The organism is Rivibacter subsaxonicus (assembly GCF_004217215.1).
Classification (GTDB): Bacteria; Pseudomonadota; Gammaproteobacteria; order Burkholderiales; family Burkholderiaceae_C; genus Rivibacter; species Rivibacter subsaxonicus.
Genome location: NZ_SHKP01000004.1, coordinates 1,222,413 through 1,237,529 on the forward strand (window position 1 = coordinate 1,222,413; position 15,117 = coordinate 1,237,529).

General features: G+C 69.0%; 17 protein-coding genes. 13 read left to right on the forward strand and 4 right to left on the reverse strand.

Annotated elements, in window-relative coordinates; all coding sequences use genetic code 11:
- Positions 1–86 precede the first annotated feature (86 nt).
- The 3 genes from chrA (at position 87) to EV670_RS05755 (ending at position 3,461) form a co-directional block, all read left to right on the forward strand.
- On the forward strand, positions 87–1,430 hold the full coding sequence (gene chrA, locus EV670_RS05745) for a chromate efflux transporter (protein WP_130430813.1): 1,344 nt from the start codon (positions 87–89) through the stop codon (positions 1,428–1,430).
- Between the two features lie 103 nt (positions 1,431–1,533).
- A complete protein-coding gene (locus EV670_RS05750) occupies positions 1,534–2,637 on the forward strand; it encodes a sensor histidine kinase (RefSeq protein WP_165393249.1) in 1,104 nt (367 codons plus the stop codon).
- Positions 2,634–3,461 (forward strand): LytR/AlgR family response regulator transcription factor, encoded by an 828-nt coding sequence (locus tag EV670_RS05755; protein WP_130430815.1) that lies wholly within the window; start codon positions 2,634–2,636, stop codon positions 3,459–3,461. Before EV670_RS05750 ends, EV670_RS05755 begins: the two co-directional genes overlap by 4 nt.
- A gap of 4 nt (positions 3,462–3,465) precedes the next feature.
- Here EV670_RS05755 and EV670_RS05760 read toward each other — a convergent pair whose 3' ends face one another.
- Positions 3,466–3,657 (reverse strand): hypothetical protein, encoded by a 192-nt coding sequence (locus tag EV670_RS05760; protein ID WP_130430816.1) that lies wholly within the window; start codon positions 3,655–3,657, stop codon positions 3,466–3,468.
- Positions 3,658–3,867: 210 nt separating this feature from the next.
- Here EV670_RS05760 and EV670_RS05765 point away from each other — a divergent pair, with 210 nt between their 5' ends.
- The 7 genes from EV670_RS05765 (at position 3,868) to ntrC (ending at position 10,970) form a co-directional block, all read left to right on the forward strand.
- Positions 3,868–4,281, forward strand: coding sequence for a VOC family protein (locus tag EV670_RS05765; RefSeq protein ID WP_130430817.1), 414 nt, complete (start codon positions 3,868–3,870; stop codon positions 4,279–4,281).
- On the forward strand, positions 4,278–5,123 hold the full coding sequence (locus EV670_RS05770) for an EI24 domain-containing protein (protein ID WP_242616846.1): 846 nt from the start codon (positions 4,278–4,280) through the stop codon (positions 5,121–5,123). The genes EV670_RS05765 and EV670_RS05770 overlap by 4 nt, the downstream gene beginning before the upstream one ends.
- Positions 5,124–5,134: 11 nt before the next feature.
- Positions 5,135–5,944, forward strand: coding sequence for a competence/damage-inducible protein A (locus EV670_RS05775; protein WP_130430818.1), 810 nt, complete (start codon positions 5,135–5,137; stop codon positions 5,942–5,944).
- A 239-nt stretch (positions 5,945–6,183) separates the two neighbouring features.
- The gene (glnA, locus tag EV670_RS05780; RefSeq protein WP_130430819.1) at positions 6,184–7,602 is read left to right on the forward strand and encodes a type I glutamate--ammonia ligase; all 1,419 of its coding nucleotides are present in this window, start codon (positions 6,184–6,186) and stop codon (positions 7,600–7,602) included.
- A 141-nt stretch (positions 7,603–7,743) separates the two neighbouring features.
- Positions 7,744–8,271 (forward strand): hypothetical protein, encoded by a 528-nt coding sequence (locus EV670_RS05785; RefSeq protein ID WP_242616847.1) that lies wholly within the window; start codon positions 7,744–7,746, stop codon positions 8,269–8,271.
- A 97-nt stretch (positions 8,272–8,368) separates the two neighbouring features.
- A complete protein-coding gene (glnL, locus tag EV670_RS05790) occupies positions 8,369–9,406 on the forward strand; it encodes a nitrogen regulation protein NR(II) (RefSeq protein ID WP_242616861.1) in 1,038 nt (345 codons plus the stop codon).
- A 64-nt stretch (positions 9,407–9,470) separates the two neighbouring features.
- Positions 9,471–10,970: a nitrogen regulation protein NR(I) gene (gene ntrC, locus EV670_RS05795; protein ID WP_130430821.1), complete on the forward strand. Its 1,500-nt coding sequence runs from the start codon at positions 9,471–9,473 to the stop codon at positions 10,968–10,970.
- 39 nt (positions 10,971–11,009) lie between these two features.
- Here ntrC and EV670_RS05800 read toward each other — a convergent pair whose 3' ends face one another.
- From EV670_RS05800 to EV670_RS05810, 3 genes are all read right to left on the reverse strand, one after another.
- Positions 11,010–11,774 (reverse strand): exodeoxyribonuclease III, encoded by a 765-nt coding sequence (locus tag EV670_RS05800; protein WP_130430822.1) that lies wholly within the window; start codon positions 11,772–11,774, stop codon positions 11,010–11,012.
- 180 nt (positions 11,775–11,954) lie between these two features.
- Positions 11,955–12,188 carry a CsbD family protein gene (locus EV670_RS05805; RefSeq protein WP_130430823.1) on the reverse strand — a complete coding sequence of 78 codons (234 nt, stop codon included), beginning with the start codon at positions 12,186–12,188 and terminating at the stop codon, positions 11,955–11,957.
- A gap of 47 nt (positions 12,189–12,235) precedes the next feature.
- Positions 12,236–12,556, reverse strand: a complete 321-nt coding sequence (locus tag EV670_RS05810; protein WP_130430824.1) for a BON domain-containing protein — start codon at positions 12,554–12,556, stop codon at positions 12,236–12,238.
- A gap of 275 nt (positions 12,557–12,831) precedes the next feature.
- Here EV670_RS05810 and EV670_RS05815 point away from each other — a divergent pair, with 275 nt between their 5' ends.
- The 3 genes from EV670_RS05815 to EV670_RS05825 all read left to right on the forward strand — a co-directional run bounded on the left by EV670_RS05815 (position 12,832) and on the right by EV670_RS05825 (position 15,106).
- Positions 12,832–13,230: a DUF4398 domain-containing protein gene (locus EV670_RS05815; protein ID WP_423213562.1), complete on the forward strand. Its 399-nt coding sequence runs from the start codon at positions 12,832–12,834 to the stop codon at positions 13,228–13,230.
- Between the two features lie 43 nt (positions 13,231–13,273).
- Positions 13,274–14,143, forward strand: a complete 870-nt coding sequence (locus EV670_RS05820) for an OmpA family protein (protein WP_130430826.1) — start codon at positions 13,274–13,276, stop codon at positions 14,141–14,143.
- Between the two features lie 243 nt (positions 14,144–14,386).
- Positions 14,387–15,106: a Crp/Fnr family transcriptional regulator gene (locus EV670_RS05825; protein ID WP_130430827.1), complete on the forward strand. Its 720-nt coding sequence runs from the start codon at positions 14,387–14,389 to the stop codon at positions 15,104–15,106.
- Positions 15,107–15,117 lie beyond the last annotated feature (11 nt).

Here is a 15,117-nt window from a genome sequence, read left to right on the forward strand (position 1 = left end):
TGCGGGCGGCCCTTTTCATGGGCGCGTGGAAGCACATCCAGCCGTGCTGCCGCATCGCCCGGCGGCGCTGGCATGATGCCGCCCGCATGCCCATCGACCCTGTAGCCCCGACCGCCACGCCACCCGTGGCGCCCACGCTGCGCGAGGCGCTGGGCTTCTGGGGGAAGCTGGGCTTCATCAGCTTCGGCGGCCCGGCCGGCCAGATCGCGCTGATGCATGCCGAACTGGTGGAGCGCCGGCGCTGGCTCTCCGAAGGCCGCTTCCTGCATGCGTTGAACTACTGCATGCTGCTGCCGGGACCGGAGGCGCAGCAGCTCGCCACCTACACCGGCTGGCTGATGCACGGCACGCGCGGCGGCATCGCGGCCGGGCTGCTGTTCATCCTGCCCGCCTTGCTGCTGATGATCGGCCTCGGTTGGGCCTACATGGTGTTCGGCGGCCACCCGCTGGCGCGGGACCTGCTGTACGGCGTGCAGCCGGCGGTGGTGGCGCTGGTCGCGCAAGCCGGCTGGCGGCTTGGGAGCCGCACGCTCAAGACTCGCTTGCACCGCGCGATTGCACTCGGCTCGCTGCTGGCGGTGGCACTGGAGACCCCGTTTCCCCTAGTGCTGCTGGCGGCGGCGGTGCTCGGCATCGGACTCGATCGCGCGCCGACGACCGAGACACATGCCAGCGTCGCACCGGCAGCCCTTCATCCACGCGCCTGGATCGACGACGACACGCCGCCGCCGGCGCAGGCCGCACATCGCTTGCGCGCGTTGTGGGTATTCGGCGGGGGCGGGCTCGTGCTCGGCGTGGTGGCGTATGCCTTGCTGCTCGCGAGCGACCACGTGCTGCTGAGCTCGATGGCCTGGTTCTTCACCAAGGCGGCGCTGCTGACCTTCGGCGGCGCCTACGCGGTGCTGCCCTACGTGATGCAGGCGGCGGTCGAGGTGCATGGCTGGGTTACGACGCCGCAGATGATCACGGCGCTCGCCCTCGGCGAATCGACGCCCGGGCCGCTGATCATGATCGTCAGCTTCGTCGGCTTCCTGGGTGGCTGGCAGCAGCCGATGCTCGGCACGCCGCTGGCTTCGGGCGTGGCGGCGGCGCTGGTGGCGAGCTTCTTCACCTTCCTGCCCAGCTTCGTCTTCATCCTGGCCGGCGCGCCGTGGGTCGAGGCCACGCGCGGGCTGCCGCGGCTGGCGGCGCCGCTGCGGGCGATCAGCGCGGCGGTGGTCGGCGTGATCGTGCAACTCGGCCTGGTGCTGGCGCTGCATGTCCTGTGGCCGGACGCCGGCTTGCGCGGCCGGCTGGCCGGACTCGAATGGCCGGCGCTGCTGATCGGCACCGGCGCGGCGCTGGCGCTGCTGCGCTGGCGGCTCGGCGTGATCCCGGTGCTGGCCGGCTCGGCGCTGCTGGGCCTGCTGGTGCAGTCGCTGGCGCGCTGATCGGCGCCGCCGGCCGCCACCAGTACCCGCTTTACCGCAGTTCGTCACCGCGGATCGGCACCGCGCTTGTGGTGGCATGGCGGCTGCGGCTATCGTCCGCCGCATGAGCTCGATGACCGCCACCGATCCGAACAATCCTCAGGCCGACGGCCGCTGGTGGGCCGGCCTCGGCTGGCGCCGGGTCGGCACGGTGCTGCTGCTGGCCACGCTGGTCGCGGCGGCGCTGAACCCGATCTTCGTGTCCTCGTTCCTCAACCTGTGGCTGCGCGTGGCCGCGGTCGCGCTGGTGCTGATGCTGGGCTTCACGCTGGCCGGCAACTGGCAGCAGAACATGGTGCCGCGCTGGCTGGCACAGACGCTGGCGGTAGCGCTGCTGGCGCCACTGGGCGCCTTCTTCGTCGCCACCGTGGCCGCCGGCTGGAATCCGGCCGAGGTGGTGCGCAACGAGGCGCGGCTCACCGGCTTCGTGCTGGTCGCCGGGTCCGGGCTGTTCCTCGGCCTGGTGCTGACGCTCGGCGCGCTGGTGCGCGAGCGCGAGGCGCAGGCGCGCACGCAGGCGCTGCGCTTCCAACTCGAGCGCGAGACGCTGGAGCGGCAGGCCCTCGATACCCAGTTGCGCCTGATGCATGCGCAGATCGAACCGCATTTCCTCTTCAACACGCTGGCCAACGTGCAGGCGCTGGTGGAGACCGGCTCGCCGCGTGCGGCGCCGGTGCTCCAGAGCCTGATCGACTACCTGCGCGCCGCGGTGCCGCGCCTGCGCGAGTCGCGCGGCACGCTCGAAGCCGAGATGGCGCTGGTGCGGGCCTACCTGCAGTTGATGGAGCTGCGCATGCCCGATCGGCTGGGCAGTGCGATCCGGTTGCCGGCGTCGCTCGCCGCGCTGCACTTCCCGCCGATGGCGCTGTTGACGCTGGTCGAGAACGCGGTGCGCCACGGCATCGATCCGAGCGAGAGCGGGGGCCGCATCGAGGTCGGTGCGAGTGCAAAAGACGATGGCGGCGTCTGCATCTGGGTCGAGGACAGCGGCGTCGGCCTCGACGAGACCGCGCCGGCCGGCTTCGGCCTGACCAACCTGCGCGAGCGCCTGGCCGCCTTCTACGGCCCGAGCGCGCGACTCGAACTCGGAACCGGCGCCGACGGCCATGGCCTGCGTGCCGAGATCCACCTGCCGGCGGCACTCGTGCAGTCGGCCACTGCGCCATGAACCAGAGCCTTGCCGCGCCGCGCGCGCTGATCGCCGACGACGAGCCGCTGCTGCGCGAGCGCCTCGAGCGCCTGCTGGCCGAGCTGTGGCCGGAACTGCAAGTCGTGGGCGTGGCCCGCAACGGCCGCGAAGCGGTGGCGCTGTTCGAGGCCGAGCGGCCCGAGATCGCCTTCCTCGACATCCGCATGCCGGGCCTGAGCGGCATCGAGGCGGCGCGCGCGATCGGAAGCGATGCGCTGATCGTCTTCATCACCGCCTACGACGAGCATGCGGTGCAGGCCTTCGAACAGGGCGCGGCGGACTACCTCGTCAAGCCCTTCGACGAGCCGAGGCTGGCCGAGACCGTCAGGCGCCTGCAGCAGCGCCTGCACGAGCGCAGCGCCGGTGCCCGGCTGGCCTCGGCGTCCGAGCCGGGCGGCGAGCAGCCCTTCGACGGCCTGCTTGACCAACTCGCCGCCCGGCTGCGCGCCAGCGGCGTAACGGCGGGGCCGGGCGGGCCATGGCTGCAATGGATCCGGGCCTCGGTCGGGCCGGCGGTGAAGCTGATCCCGGTCGAGCAGGTCAGCTACCTGCGCTCGGACGAGAAGTACACGCTGGTCGTCTGGGACGGCGGCGAGGCGCTGATCCGGCGCACGATCCGCGAGCTGGCCGAGGAGCTCGACCCGCAACGCTTCGTGCAGGTCCATCGCTCGGTGATCGTCAACCTGCACCGCGTGGTGCAGGTGCTGCGCGGCCCGAACGACACCGCCGAGGTGCAGCTGAAGGACCGCAGCGAGTTGTTGCCGGTCAGCCGCAGCTACCTGCACCTGTTCCGGCAGATGTAGTGGTTCAGTGCTGGCGCTCGGCCGGCGCCAGTGCGACCTGTGCCTCGCGGTGGCCGACGATCTCGACCCGCTCGAGTTGCACCACCACCGGCTCGGCGGCCTGACGGACTTCATGGGCCTGGATCGCGGCGGCGCCGAGGGTGGCGACCACCACGCCGAAGAAGGTGGCAGCGATCGAAGTGCGTGACGGTGACATGACGTGCTCCTGTTTCTAGAGGCGGTGATCGGCCAGCGATCGATGACGAGACTCTAGGCAGCAGGACGGCGAAGCTACAGCCGCTTGCGACGAACTGCCGGCTGCGCGTCGTGAAACGCCGCTGCTGCCGATCGGGCGCGGCGCACCGGATCGGCGGGCAGGGCTGGCTACACTCGTCGGCGCTCGGCGCCCCCACCTGTTCTTCCGGCCATGAAACCCAAGCTCAGTCTCGTCACGCTCGGCGTACGCGATCTCGATCGTTCGATCCGCTTCTATCGCGACGGCCTCGGCTGGCCGCTGGCGGCCGGCAGCGTGGCCGGGGCCATCGCCTTCTTCGAGGTCGGCGAGCGCTGCATGCTGGCGCTGTTCGGCCGCGCGGCGCTCGCGGCCGATGCCGGCCTGGCCGACGATGGCGCGGCCGCTGCGTTTGCCGGCTTCACGCTGGCCCACAACGAGGCGTCGCCGGCAGCGGTCGATGCGGTGATCGCGCAGGCGGTCGCGGCCGGCGCGCGCCTGGTCAAGCCGGCGGCGGCGACACACTGGGGCGGCTACAGCGGCTACTTCGCCGACCCCGACGGCGCGCTTTGGGAAGTCGCGCACAACCCCTTCATGGATCTGACGTGACGGGCACCGCCGCGCGCCTCTGGCTCGACTCGCTGCGCCGTGCCTGCGGCTACTGCCTGTTGCCGCGCGTCTTTCTCTGGTCGCTGGTACCGATGCTGCTGACCAGCCTGCTGGCCTTGCTGCTCGGCTGGTGGTTCTGGGAGCCCGCGCTCGATGCGGTGCAGGGCGCGCTCGAGCGCTGGGCACTGGGCGCCGGCGTGCTGGACTGGCTCGACGCGGTCGGCGCCGGTGCGCTGCGCTCGGTGATCGCGCCGCTGGTGGTGGTCGCGCTGACGGTGCCGCTGCTGGCGATCGCCTCGTTGCTGGCGGTCGCGCTGTTCATGACACGCCGCGTGACGCGACTGGTGGCGCAACGCCGCTTCCCGGCGCTGGCGCGCTGCGAGCCGCCGGCGCCGTGGCCCTCGATCACGCGGGTGCTGCTGTCGACCCTGCTGGCGCTGACCGTGCTGCTCGCGAGCCTGCCGCTGTGGCTGATTCCGCCGCTGGCCTTGCTGGTTCCGCCGCTGGTCTGGGGCTGGCTGGCCTGGCGCGTGATCGGCTTCGAGGCGCTCGCGGAGCATGCCTCGCCCGTGCAGCGGCGGCGCCTGCTGCGTGTGCACCGCTGGCCGCTGCTGGCGATCGGCCTGCTGTGCGGGCTGCTTGCCGGCGCCGCGTCGACTCTCTGGCTGCTGAGCGCGGCAGCGCTGATCTACGCGCCGTGGCTGGTGGTGCTGGTGATGGGCTGGTACACGGTGGTCTTCGGTTTCGCGTGCCTGTGGTTCGCCCACTATCTGATGGCCGTGCTCGCCGCCGCGCCGGTCGCTGCCGGCGCCGATTCAAGATTCGGCCTGGCCATCTGCTGACGAGACGCTGCATGAACTTCGGCCTGATCATCATTGGCGACGAGATCCTCTCCGGCAAGCGCGAGGACAAGCACCTGCCCAAGGTCATCGAACTGCTCGGCGAGCGCGGGCTCGCACTGTCATGGGCGCGCTACGTCGGTGACGATCGCGGTGCGATCACCGCTGTCCTGCGCGAGGCCTTCGCCGGCGGCGACGCGGTGTTTTCCTGCGGCGGCATTGGCGCCACGCCCGATGACCACACGCGGCAATGCGCGGCCGCCGCGCTCGGCGTCGAACTGGCGCTGCATCCCCGGGCGCGCGAGCTGATCCTCGAGCGCATGCGCGACGTGGCAGCCGAGCAGGGCACGAGCTTCGAGCCGGATCGGCCCGACAACGTGCACCGGCTCAACATGGGCGTGTTCCCGGCCGGTGCCGAGCTGATCGCCAACCCATTCAACAAGATCCCCGGCTTCAGCTGCCGTGGCAGCGGCGGCGGCACGGTGCACTTCGTGCCCGGCTTCCCGGTGATGGCGTGGCCGATGATCGCCACGCTGCTCGACGGTCCCTACGCGTCGCTGCACGGCAGCGGCCGGCGCGAGGAGCGCTCGGTCATCGTCTACGGCGCGATGGAGGCCACGCTGACGCCGCTGATGGAGGCGATCGAAGCGCAGTTCGAAGGCGTCAAGGTCTTCAGCCTGCCGAGCGTCGACCACCCGGTCCATGGCCGCCACATCGAACTGGGCGTCAAGGCGCCGATCGCCGGCGCGGCTGCGGCCTTCGCTGCGCTGCGCGCCGGTCTCGAGGCCCATGGCGCAAGGCTCGGCCCCGAGCTGGTGCGTTGAGTCTGCGGACGCCTCATTGCGGTGCCTTGGTGGCGCCGATCTGGTGCGGCTCATCCCTGACGGCTCTGATGCGTGGCCGTTGCTGCTGTCTTGCGCGCGGCTCCGGCGCCCCGGAAGTGGGCATGGTTTCTGCATAATCTCGGCCGAGCCTCAAGGCCTCGACGGGGTGGGTGCGCCAACAGGCCGTCACCGCCCACCTCCCCATCATTCCCGATCAAGCGCCCCGCCAGGAGAACCCGATGTCCAACAAGACCGTCGCCGACGTGATGAAGCTGGTGAAGGAGAACGAAGTCAAGTTCGTCGACTTCCGTTTCACCGACACCCGCGGCAAGGAACAGCACGTCAGCGTGCCCGTCTCGCATTTCGATGAAGACAAGTTCAGCTCGGGCCATGCCTTCGACGGCTCGTCGATCGCCGGCTGGAAGGGCATCGAAGCCTCCGACATGCTGCTGATGCCGGACCCGAACACGGCCAACATCGATCCCTTCTTCGAAGAGCCGACGCTGATCCTGACCTGCGACGTGGTGGAGCCCACCGACGGCAAGCCCTACGAGCGCGATCCGCGCTCGCTGGCCAAGCGCGCCGAGGCCTACATGAAGGCTTCGGGCCTGGGCGATACCGCGTACTTCGGACCCGAGCCCGAGTTCTTCGTGTTCGACAGCGTGCGCTGGAGCAACGACATGTCGGGCTGCTTCTCGAAGATCGAGTCGGAAGAGGCGGCGTGGAACACGGGCAAGGAGTACGAACACGGCAACTCCGGCTACCGCCCCTCGGTGAAGGGCGGCTACTTCCCGACCCCGCCGGTCGACTCGTTCCAGGACATGCGCTCCGAGATGTGCCTGATCCTCGAATCGGTGGGCATTCCGTGCGAGGTCCATCACCACGAGGTGGCCAACGCCGGGCAGATGGAGATCGGCACCAAGTTCAGCACGCTGCTGCAGCGCGCCGACTGGGTGCAACTGCAGAAGTACGTGATCCAGAACGTCGCCCATGCCTACGGCAAGACCGCGACCTTCATGCCCAAGCCGATCGTCGGCGACAACGGCTCGGGCATGCACGTGCACCAGAGCGTCTGGAAGGACGGCAAGAACCTGTTTGCCGGCGACGGCTATGCCGGACTGAGCGAATTTGCGCTGTTCTACATCGGCGGCGTCATCAAGCACGCGCGTGCGCTGAACGCGATCACCAACCCGGGCACCAACTCCTACAAGCGGCTGGTGCCGGGCTTCGAAGCGCCGGTCAAGCTGGCCTACTCGTCGAAGAATCGCTCGGCCTCGATCCGCATCCCGCACGTCGCCAACCCGAAGGGCCGTCGCGTCGAGGCGCGCTTCCCGGATCCGCTGATGAACCCCTACCTGGGCTTTGCGGCGCTGCTGATGGCCGGCCTGGACGGCGTCGAGAACAAGATCCACCCGGGCGAGGCCGCCACCAAGGACCTCTACCACCTGCCGCCGGAAGAGGACGCGAAGATCCCGACCGTCTGCCACAGCCTGGACCAGGCGCTCGAGTACCTCGACAAGGATCGCGCCTTCCTGACCAAGGGCGGCGTGTTCACCGATGCCTACATCGACGCCTACATCGAGCTCAAGATGCAGGAGGTCACGCGCTTCCGCATGGCGACCCACCCTGTCGAGTTCGACATGTACTACAGCCTGTAATCCGGCACTCCATCACGTACCTCCGCAAGGGGACGGCTTCGGCCGTCCCCTTTTTTGTTGGGCGACCGCCGCAGCGCGGGTCGGGCGTCGGCGGGCGCGAGTGCACGGGCGTTATGCTCACTGATGCCAAGGGAGCGCTGGATGAACGGATACGGGCAAGCTGACAAAGAGTTCAAACGCGGAGCGGCGCGGGTCGTCATCGGCCTGCTGCTGGGCGGCGCCATGCTCGCGGCGGCGGCCCAGGACAAGGGCACGGTCTACCGCTGTCCCGGCAACCTCTACACCGACCAGATCACCAGCAAGGAAGCCGCCGCGCGCGGCTGCCGGACCATCGAAGGCGCGCCGGTGACGGTGGTGCAACCGATCCGCAAGGCCGCGCCGACCGGCCCCGCCGCAGCGGCGCAGGAGGCCAAGGTCGAGGCCGAGCAGCAGCGGCAGCGCGACAGCGACCGCCGGCGCATCCTCGAGAGCGAACTCAAGCGCGAGGAAGACCGGCTGGCGGCGCTGCAGAAGGAATACAACAACGGCCAGCCGGAGCGGCTCGGCGGCGAGGCCAACTTCCAGAAGTACCTGGACCGCACGGCCGAGCTCAAGGCGCAGGTCGAGCGCTCGCAGTCCGACGTGGCGGCGCTCAAGCGCGAACTCGCCAAGCTGCCGCCGGCGAACTGAACTCCAGATGAACCCCGGCGAGTCCGCTGCCGCGGGTCCGGGCGGCGAGCCGCTCTGGAACACGCGCTGGGCCGAGGCCTTCGACCTGCTGGCGACGATGATCGCCGTGGTCCGGCCCGACGGCCACTGCCTGTACGCCAACACCGCCTTCGAGAACGTGCTCGGCCTGAGCCGGCGCAACGTGCTCAAGCGCGACTGGTTCGAATGGTTCGTCGAGGCCGACCTGCTGCGCGACACCGTGGCCGCGATCGCGCGCAACGAGTTCGCCACCAGCCGCCTCGATGCGCAGTTGCGGCGCCCGCTCGGTGGCCATGCCGAGCCGCTGCTGGTGCACGTGATCGTCAACCAGGTCGAGGGGCCTCACGAGCCCGGCGCGGAGCCGGTGCTGGTGGAACTGATCGAGATCGAGCAGCAGACCCGGCAGGACCGCGAGGAGCGTGCGCTCGACCAGGTGCAGGCCAACAAGGAGCTGATCCGCAACCTGGCGCACGAGATCAAGAACCCGCTCGGCGGCATCCGCGGCGCCGCGCAATTGCTCGAGATGGAGATCGACTCGCGCGCGCTGACCGAGTACACCCAGGTCATCATCCACGAGGCCGACCGCCTGCAGGCGCTGGTCGACCGACTGCTGGCGCCGCACCGGCGCCCGCAGCAGGTGGCGGAGATGAACATCCACGAGGTCTGCGAGCGGGTCCGCTCGCTGGTGCTGGCCGAGTTCCCGAAGGGCCTGCGCATCGAGCGCGACTACGACACCTCGATCCCCGACTTCCTCGGCGACCGCGAGCAACTGATCCAGACCGTGCTCAACATCGTGCGCAACGCGGCGCAGTCCCTGGTCGAGCGCATCGCCGCCGGCGATGCGCGCATCACGCTGCGCACGCGAGTGGCACGCCAGGCGACGATCGGCAAGCATCGGCATCGACTGGCACTGGAATTGCATATCGAGGACAACGGCCCGGGCGTTCCGGAGTCGATTCGCGATCGCATCTTCTACCCGCTGGTATCGGGGCGCGACGGCGGATCGGGATTGGGGCTGACGCTCGCGCAGACCTTCGTGACCCAGCATCAGGGCACGATCGACTGCGAAAGCGAACCCGGGCGGACGTTGTTCTCCATCACGATCCCGCTGCCTTGAAACGAGTGTCTATCGCGACGACGCTTGCCGATCGAGGCAGCCCCAATCCGAGCCACCCGCGCGCATGAAACCCATCTGGGTCGTCGACGACGACCAATCCATCCGCTTCGTGCTCGAGAAGGCGCTGGCCCGAGAGGAACTGCCGGTGCGCAGCTTCTCCAACGGCCGCGACGTGCTCGCTGCGCTCGACGCCGACGAGGCGCCGCAGGTGCTGGTCAGCGACATCCGCATGCCGGGTGGCTCCGGCATCGAGCTGCTGGCCAAGGTCAAGGAGCGCCATCCGGGGCTGCCGGTCATCATCATGACCGCCTACTCCGACCTCGACAGCGCGGTCAGCGCCTTCCAGGGCGGCGCCTTCGAGTACCTGCCCAAGCCCTTCGACGTGCCGAAGGCGGTCGAGTTGATCCGGCGCGCGCTCGAGGAAAGCCTGCGCGAGGACGTCGGCGACGAGCGCATCGCGCAGACCCCCGAGATCCTCGGCCAGGCGCCGGCGATGCAGGACGTGTTCCGCGCCATCGGCCGCCTCTCGCAGAGCAACGTCACGGTGCTGATCACCGGCGAGAGCGGCTCCGGCAAGGAACTGGTCGCGCGTGCGCTGCACAAGCACAGCCCGCGCGGGCAGGGGCCATTCGTCGCGATCAACACCGCGGCGATCCCCAAGGACCTGCTCGAGAGCGAGCTCTTCGGCCACGAGCGCGGTGCCTTCACCGGCGCCCAGACCACGCGCCGCGGCCGCTTCGAGCAGGCCGACGGCGGCACGCTGTTCCTCGACGAGATCGGCGACATGCCCTTCGACCTGCAGACCCGGCTGCTGCGGGTGCTGAGCGACGGCCAGTTCTACCGCGTCGGCGGCCACAACCCGCTCAAGAGCAACGTGCGGGTGATCGCGGCGACCCACCAGAACCTCGAGCAGCGGGTGCGCGAGGGGGCATTCCGCGAGGACCTGTTTCACCGTCTCAACGTGATCCGGCTGCGGCTGCCGGCGCTGCGCGAGCGGCGCGAGGACATTCCGCCGCTGGCGCGCTTCTTCCTGCAGAAGAGCGGAAAGGAACTCGGGGTCGAGGCCAAGCGCATCTCCGAGGCCGCGCTGGCGCGGCTGACCGCCTTCGAGTTCCCCGGCAACGTGCGCCAGCTCGAGAACGTCTGCCATTGGCTGACGGTGATGGCGCCGGCGCAGGTGATCGAGGTCGACGACCTGCCGCCCGAGTTGCTGGCCGCCGCGGCGGCACCGATGCCGTCTGCGCCAGTGGCGGCCGCGCCCGTCGCCAGCGTGTCGGCGAGCATTGACCAAGCGCCGACGGCGCCCGCGCCAAGCGGGACAGGCGTCGCAACGACGACACCTGCGTCGGCCGGCTGGCTGCCGGAACTGGAGCGCGAGGCGAGGGCGCTGCTCGACGCCGGCGTGCCCGACGTCTGGGACCGGCTGACGCGGGAGTTCGAGGCGCGGCTGATCCACGCCGCGCTCGACATCACGCGCGGCCGCCGCATCGAGGCGGCGCAGAAGCTCGGCATCGGGCGCAACACCATCACGCGCAAGATCCAGGAGCTGGGGCTGGACGACTGAAGGTCGCTGCCCGGTCTGCGGCGCGCGGCCGGGCGGGGCTCAGTCGAGCGTGACCATCACCGGCGCGTGGTCGCTCGGACGCTCGTTCTTGCGCGGTGCCTTGTCGATGACGCAGGCGCTGACCCGGCTGCGCAGCGCCTCGCTGACCAGGATGTGGTCGATGCGCAGGCCCTGGTTCTTGCGGAACGCGAGGTTGCGGTAGTCCCACCAGCTCCAGCTCTTGGGCGGCTGCTCGAACAGGCGGAAGGCGTCGACCAGACCGAGCCCGCACAGGCCCTGAAAATGGGCGCGCTCCTCGGGCGTGCAGTGGATCTGGCCGGCCCAGGCGACCGGGTCGTAGACGTCGCGGTCCTCCGGGGCGATGTTGTAGTCGCCCATCAGCACCAGCTTCGGATGGCGCGCCAGCTCGCCGCGCACCCACTCGCGCAGTGCGGCTAGCCACTGCATCTTGTACTGGAACTTGTCGCTGTCGGGCGCCTGGCCGTTGGGGAAGTAGGCGCCGATGACGCGCACGCCTTCGACGGTGCCGGCGATCACGCGGGCCTGCTCGTCGGCCAGGCCCGGGATGTTGCGCACCACGTCCTGCGCGCTGGCCTTGGACAGCAGCGCCACGCCGTTGTAGGTGCGCTGCCCGTACCACTGGGCCAGGTAGCCGGCGGCCGCGAGTGCCTCGGCCGGGAACTTGTCGTCGGTGAGCTTGGTTTCCTGCAGCACCACGATGTCGGGCCGGTTGACGGCCAGCCAGTCGGTGAGCTGCGCCAGGCGCACGGTGAGCGAGTTGACGTTCCAGGTGGCAAGGCGCATGGAGATTCCGGGTCGTTTTCGGATGCGGAGCACAGCCTGCTGGCGCTGGAATGCCGTTCCCGCGTTGCCTGCTACCCGCGGCTGAATCATCGCCGATGCCGGGCCCGAACCGGAAGCAAAGCGCCGGTCGGCACCCGCGTGAAGCGGCAGCCGACCGGCGCAGAGGGAATGGGCCTGGAATCAAGCCTTCTTCTGGTCCTTGACGAACCACGAGTCGGTTGCCTTGCGCTCCCACTCGGCGACTTGCTTCTCGGCCTCGTCCTTGGCAATGCCATAGCGTTCCTGGATCTTGCCGGCGAGTTGGTCGCGGCGGCCGGCGACGACGTCGAAGTCGTCATCGGTCAGCTTGCCCCATTGCTCCTTGGCCTTGCCGGTGACTTGCTTCCAGTTGCCTTCGATGCGGTCCCAGTTCATGTCGGTGTCCTTCAGTGGTGGTTGAAACAGTCGCGCGAGCTACTCGCTCAAGCGGCGGGCCGGACGGCGATCTCGTTCTTGACGGCCTTCACGCCCTTGACCTTCGTGGCGATGCTCTCGGCCATGGCCCTCTCGTTCGCGTTCTTGGCGAAGCCGGACAGCATCACGGTGCCGTTGAGCGTTTCCACGCTGATCGCCGAGGCGTCGACCGACTTGTCATCGACGAAGCGGGCCTTGACCGAGCTGGTGATCGCCGTGTCGTCGACATAGGCGCCGACGGATTCCTGGCCGCGCGTGACGGCGCAGCCCGACATGGTGATCAGTGCTACGGCGGTCATGCTGGCGGCAAGCAGGGTCTTGATGTTCATGCTGAGTCTCCTTGAGAGAGGGTAGAGAAGGCTCGCTGCAGCGAAGTGGCGGGCCCGTACAACCAATGTAGAAGCGGCACCCCGCCGCGCCCGTCGGCGCGTGGCGCGTGCGCATGTAGGACAGCGCCGCGAGTGCTCGTCAAGGCCGTCTATCCGTACGTCAGCGCACGGACCACGTCGGTGTGCAGGCCCAGTCTTGATCACCGAGCAGCGACGCGGCGCGAGAACTTCATTCGACGATCCCGTGCGCTCTCCCATCAGAAATGGAACCTACGATGAACACTGCCCATCACGGCTCGTATCGAGGCTTGCGCAGGATTGGCATGCCCGTCCTCGTCTCCGGCGTTTCGATCCTTGCAATCGCTTGTGCCAGCACGCCGGCCCCCACCGAGCACGTCGCTGTAGCCAGCTCAGCCGTCTCACGCGCGGTCAGCGCCGGCGGCAACGAGGCGGCACCGGCCGAGATGCGCACGGCGCGCGACAAGCTTGACCGCGCCAAGCTCGCGATGGCCGCCAAGGAATACGACCAGGCGCGTGTGCTGGCACAAGAGGCTCAGGTCGATGCCCGGCTGGCCGAGGCCAAGGCCACGTCGAGCAAGGCGAGCAAGGCGGCCGACGAGGTGCGGCAGGCGAGTCGGGCCTTGAGCGAAGAGATCGACCGCAAGAAGCAGTGATCGGCCGAACCGATCACCCAGTCATCCGAGACAAGGAACACACATGAACATGCATCGAATCTTCGCGCTGACGCTCGTCGCAGCGGCGGTTCTCGCCGGTTGCAACACTGCGCCCGTCAACCAGGCGTTGCTGGACGAGGCGCGCAATGACTACGGCGTTGCCCAGGCCAACCCGCAGACGCGCGAGCTTGCCGGCGGCGAGTTGAAGCAGGCCGGCGATGCGCTGGCCAAGGCCGACCAGGCCGCGGCACGCGGCGACAAGGCGGCCGAAGTCAACAGCCTGGCCTACATGGCCAAGCAACGGGTGGCGATCGCGCATGAAACCGCCAAGCAGAAGTCGTCCGAGCAGGCGATCTCCGAAGCCAACGCCAGCCGCGACAAGCTCCGTCTCGCCGCCCGCACGATCGAGGTCGACAGCGCACAGCGCAGCGCCGAGTTGGCGCAACGCCAGGCCGCAACCTCACAGCAACAGGCCAGTGAATCGCAAACGCGCAATGCGGTACTCGAAGCCCAGCTCAAGGAACTGGACGCCAGGAAAACCGAACGCGGCATGGTGATCACGATCGGCGACGTGCTGTTCGACACCGACCAGGCGCAGCTCAAGGCAGGAGGCATGCGCAGCATGCAGAAGCTGGTGGTGTTCTTCAAGAACAACCCGCAGCGCAGGGCCATGGTCGAGGGCTTCACCGACAGTACCGGCAGCGACAGCCACAACCAGGAGCTCTCTGGGCGTCGTGCCAACGCGGTGCGCACGGCGCTGCTCGATCTGGGCGTCGGCGGCGACCGCGTGACCTCCCATGGCTACGGCGAGTCCCATCCGGTGGCGAGCAACGACAGCGCCGGCGGCCGCCAGTTGAACCGCCGGGTCGAGATCGTCCTCTCCGACGACAGCGGCACGATCGCACCGCGCTGAAGGTCACGCAAGCAGCCCCTCGCCGCGTGATGCGGCGCGGGGCTCTCTCTTGCCGCGCCGCCGGGAAGCGGTGCCTTGAGCCGATTGCCGCCCGCTGCATCGGGCGCACCGCGATTTGCCTGTGTTCGCTTGAGAACAGTTGGAGTAGTCTTGAGCAATCTGATCGCGATCGCTGGCGGTGGCGATGCGACTTCGGTCGCGCGCCGTTCCGGAAACCGCTGCCTCCGCACAGAGAGATCCTCGATGGGTGTTGCTCCCGATACACGCCAGAACCAGCTGCTGGCCGCGCTGCCGGCCGCCGAATGGCAGCGCTGGCTGCCGCAACTCGAGGTCGTCGAGATGCCGCTCGGCACGGTGCTGTACGAGTCGGGAGTGACCCTGAAGCATGTGTACTTTCCGACCACGGCGATCGTGTCCTTGCTGTACGTCATGGAGAACGGTGCCTCGGCCGAGATCGCGGTCGTGGGCAACGAGGGCGTCGTCGGCGTCTCGCTGTTCATGGGTGGCGGGTCCACGCCGAGCCGGGCGGTGGTGCAAAGCGCCGGCCATGGCTTCCGCTTGAACGCACTGGCGATGAAGGAAGAGTTCGACCGCGCCGGCCCGGTGCTGCATCTGCTGTTGCGCTACACCCAGGCGCTGATCACCCAGATGGCGCAAACCGCCGTCTGCAACCGCCACCATTCACTCGACCAGCAACTCTGCCGCTGGCTGCTGCTGAGCCTCGACCGGCTGCAGGGCCTGGAACTCCTGATGACCCAGGAACTGATCGCCAACATGCTCGGCGTGCGCCGCGAAGGCGTGACCGAGAGCGCCCTCAAATTGCAGAAGGCCGGGCTCATCCGCTACGCCCGCGGCCACATCTCGGTGCTCGACCGCCAAGGCCTCGAGGCCCGCAGCTGCGAGTGTTATGGCGTGGTGAAGAAGGAGTACGACCGGCTGCTACCGGCCAGGCTCGCGACCTGAAGCAAGGCCCG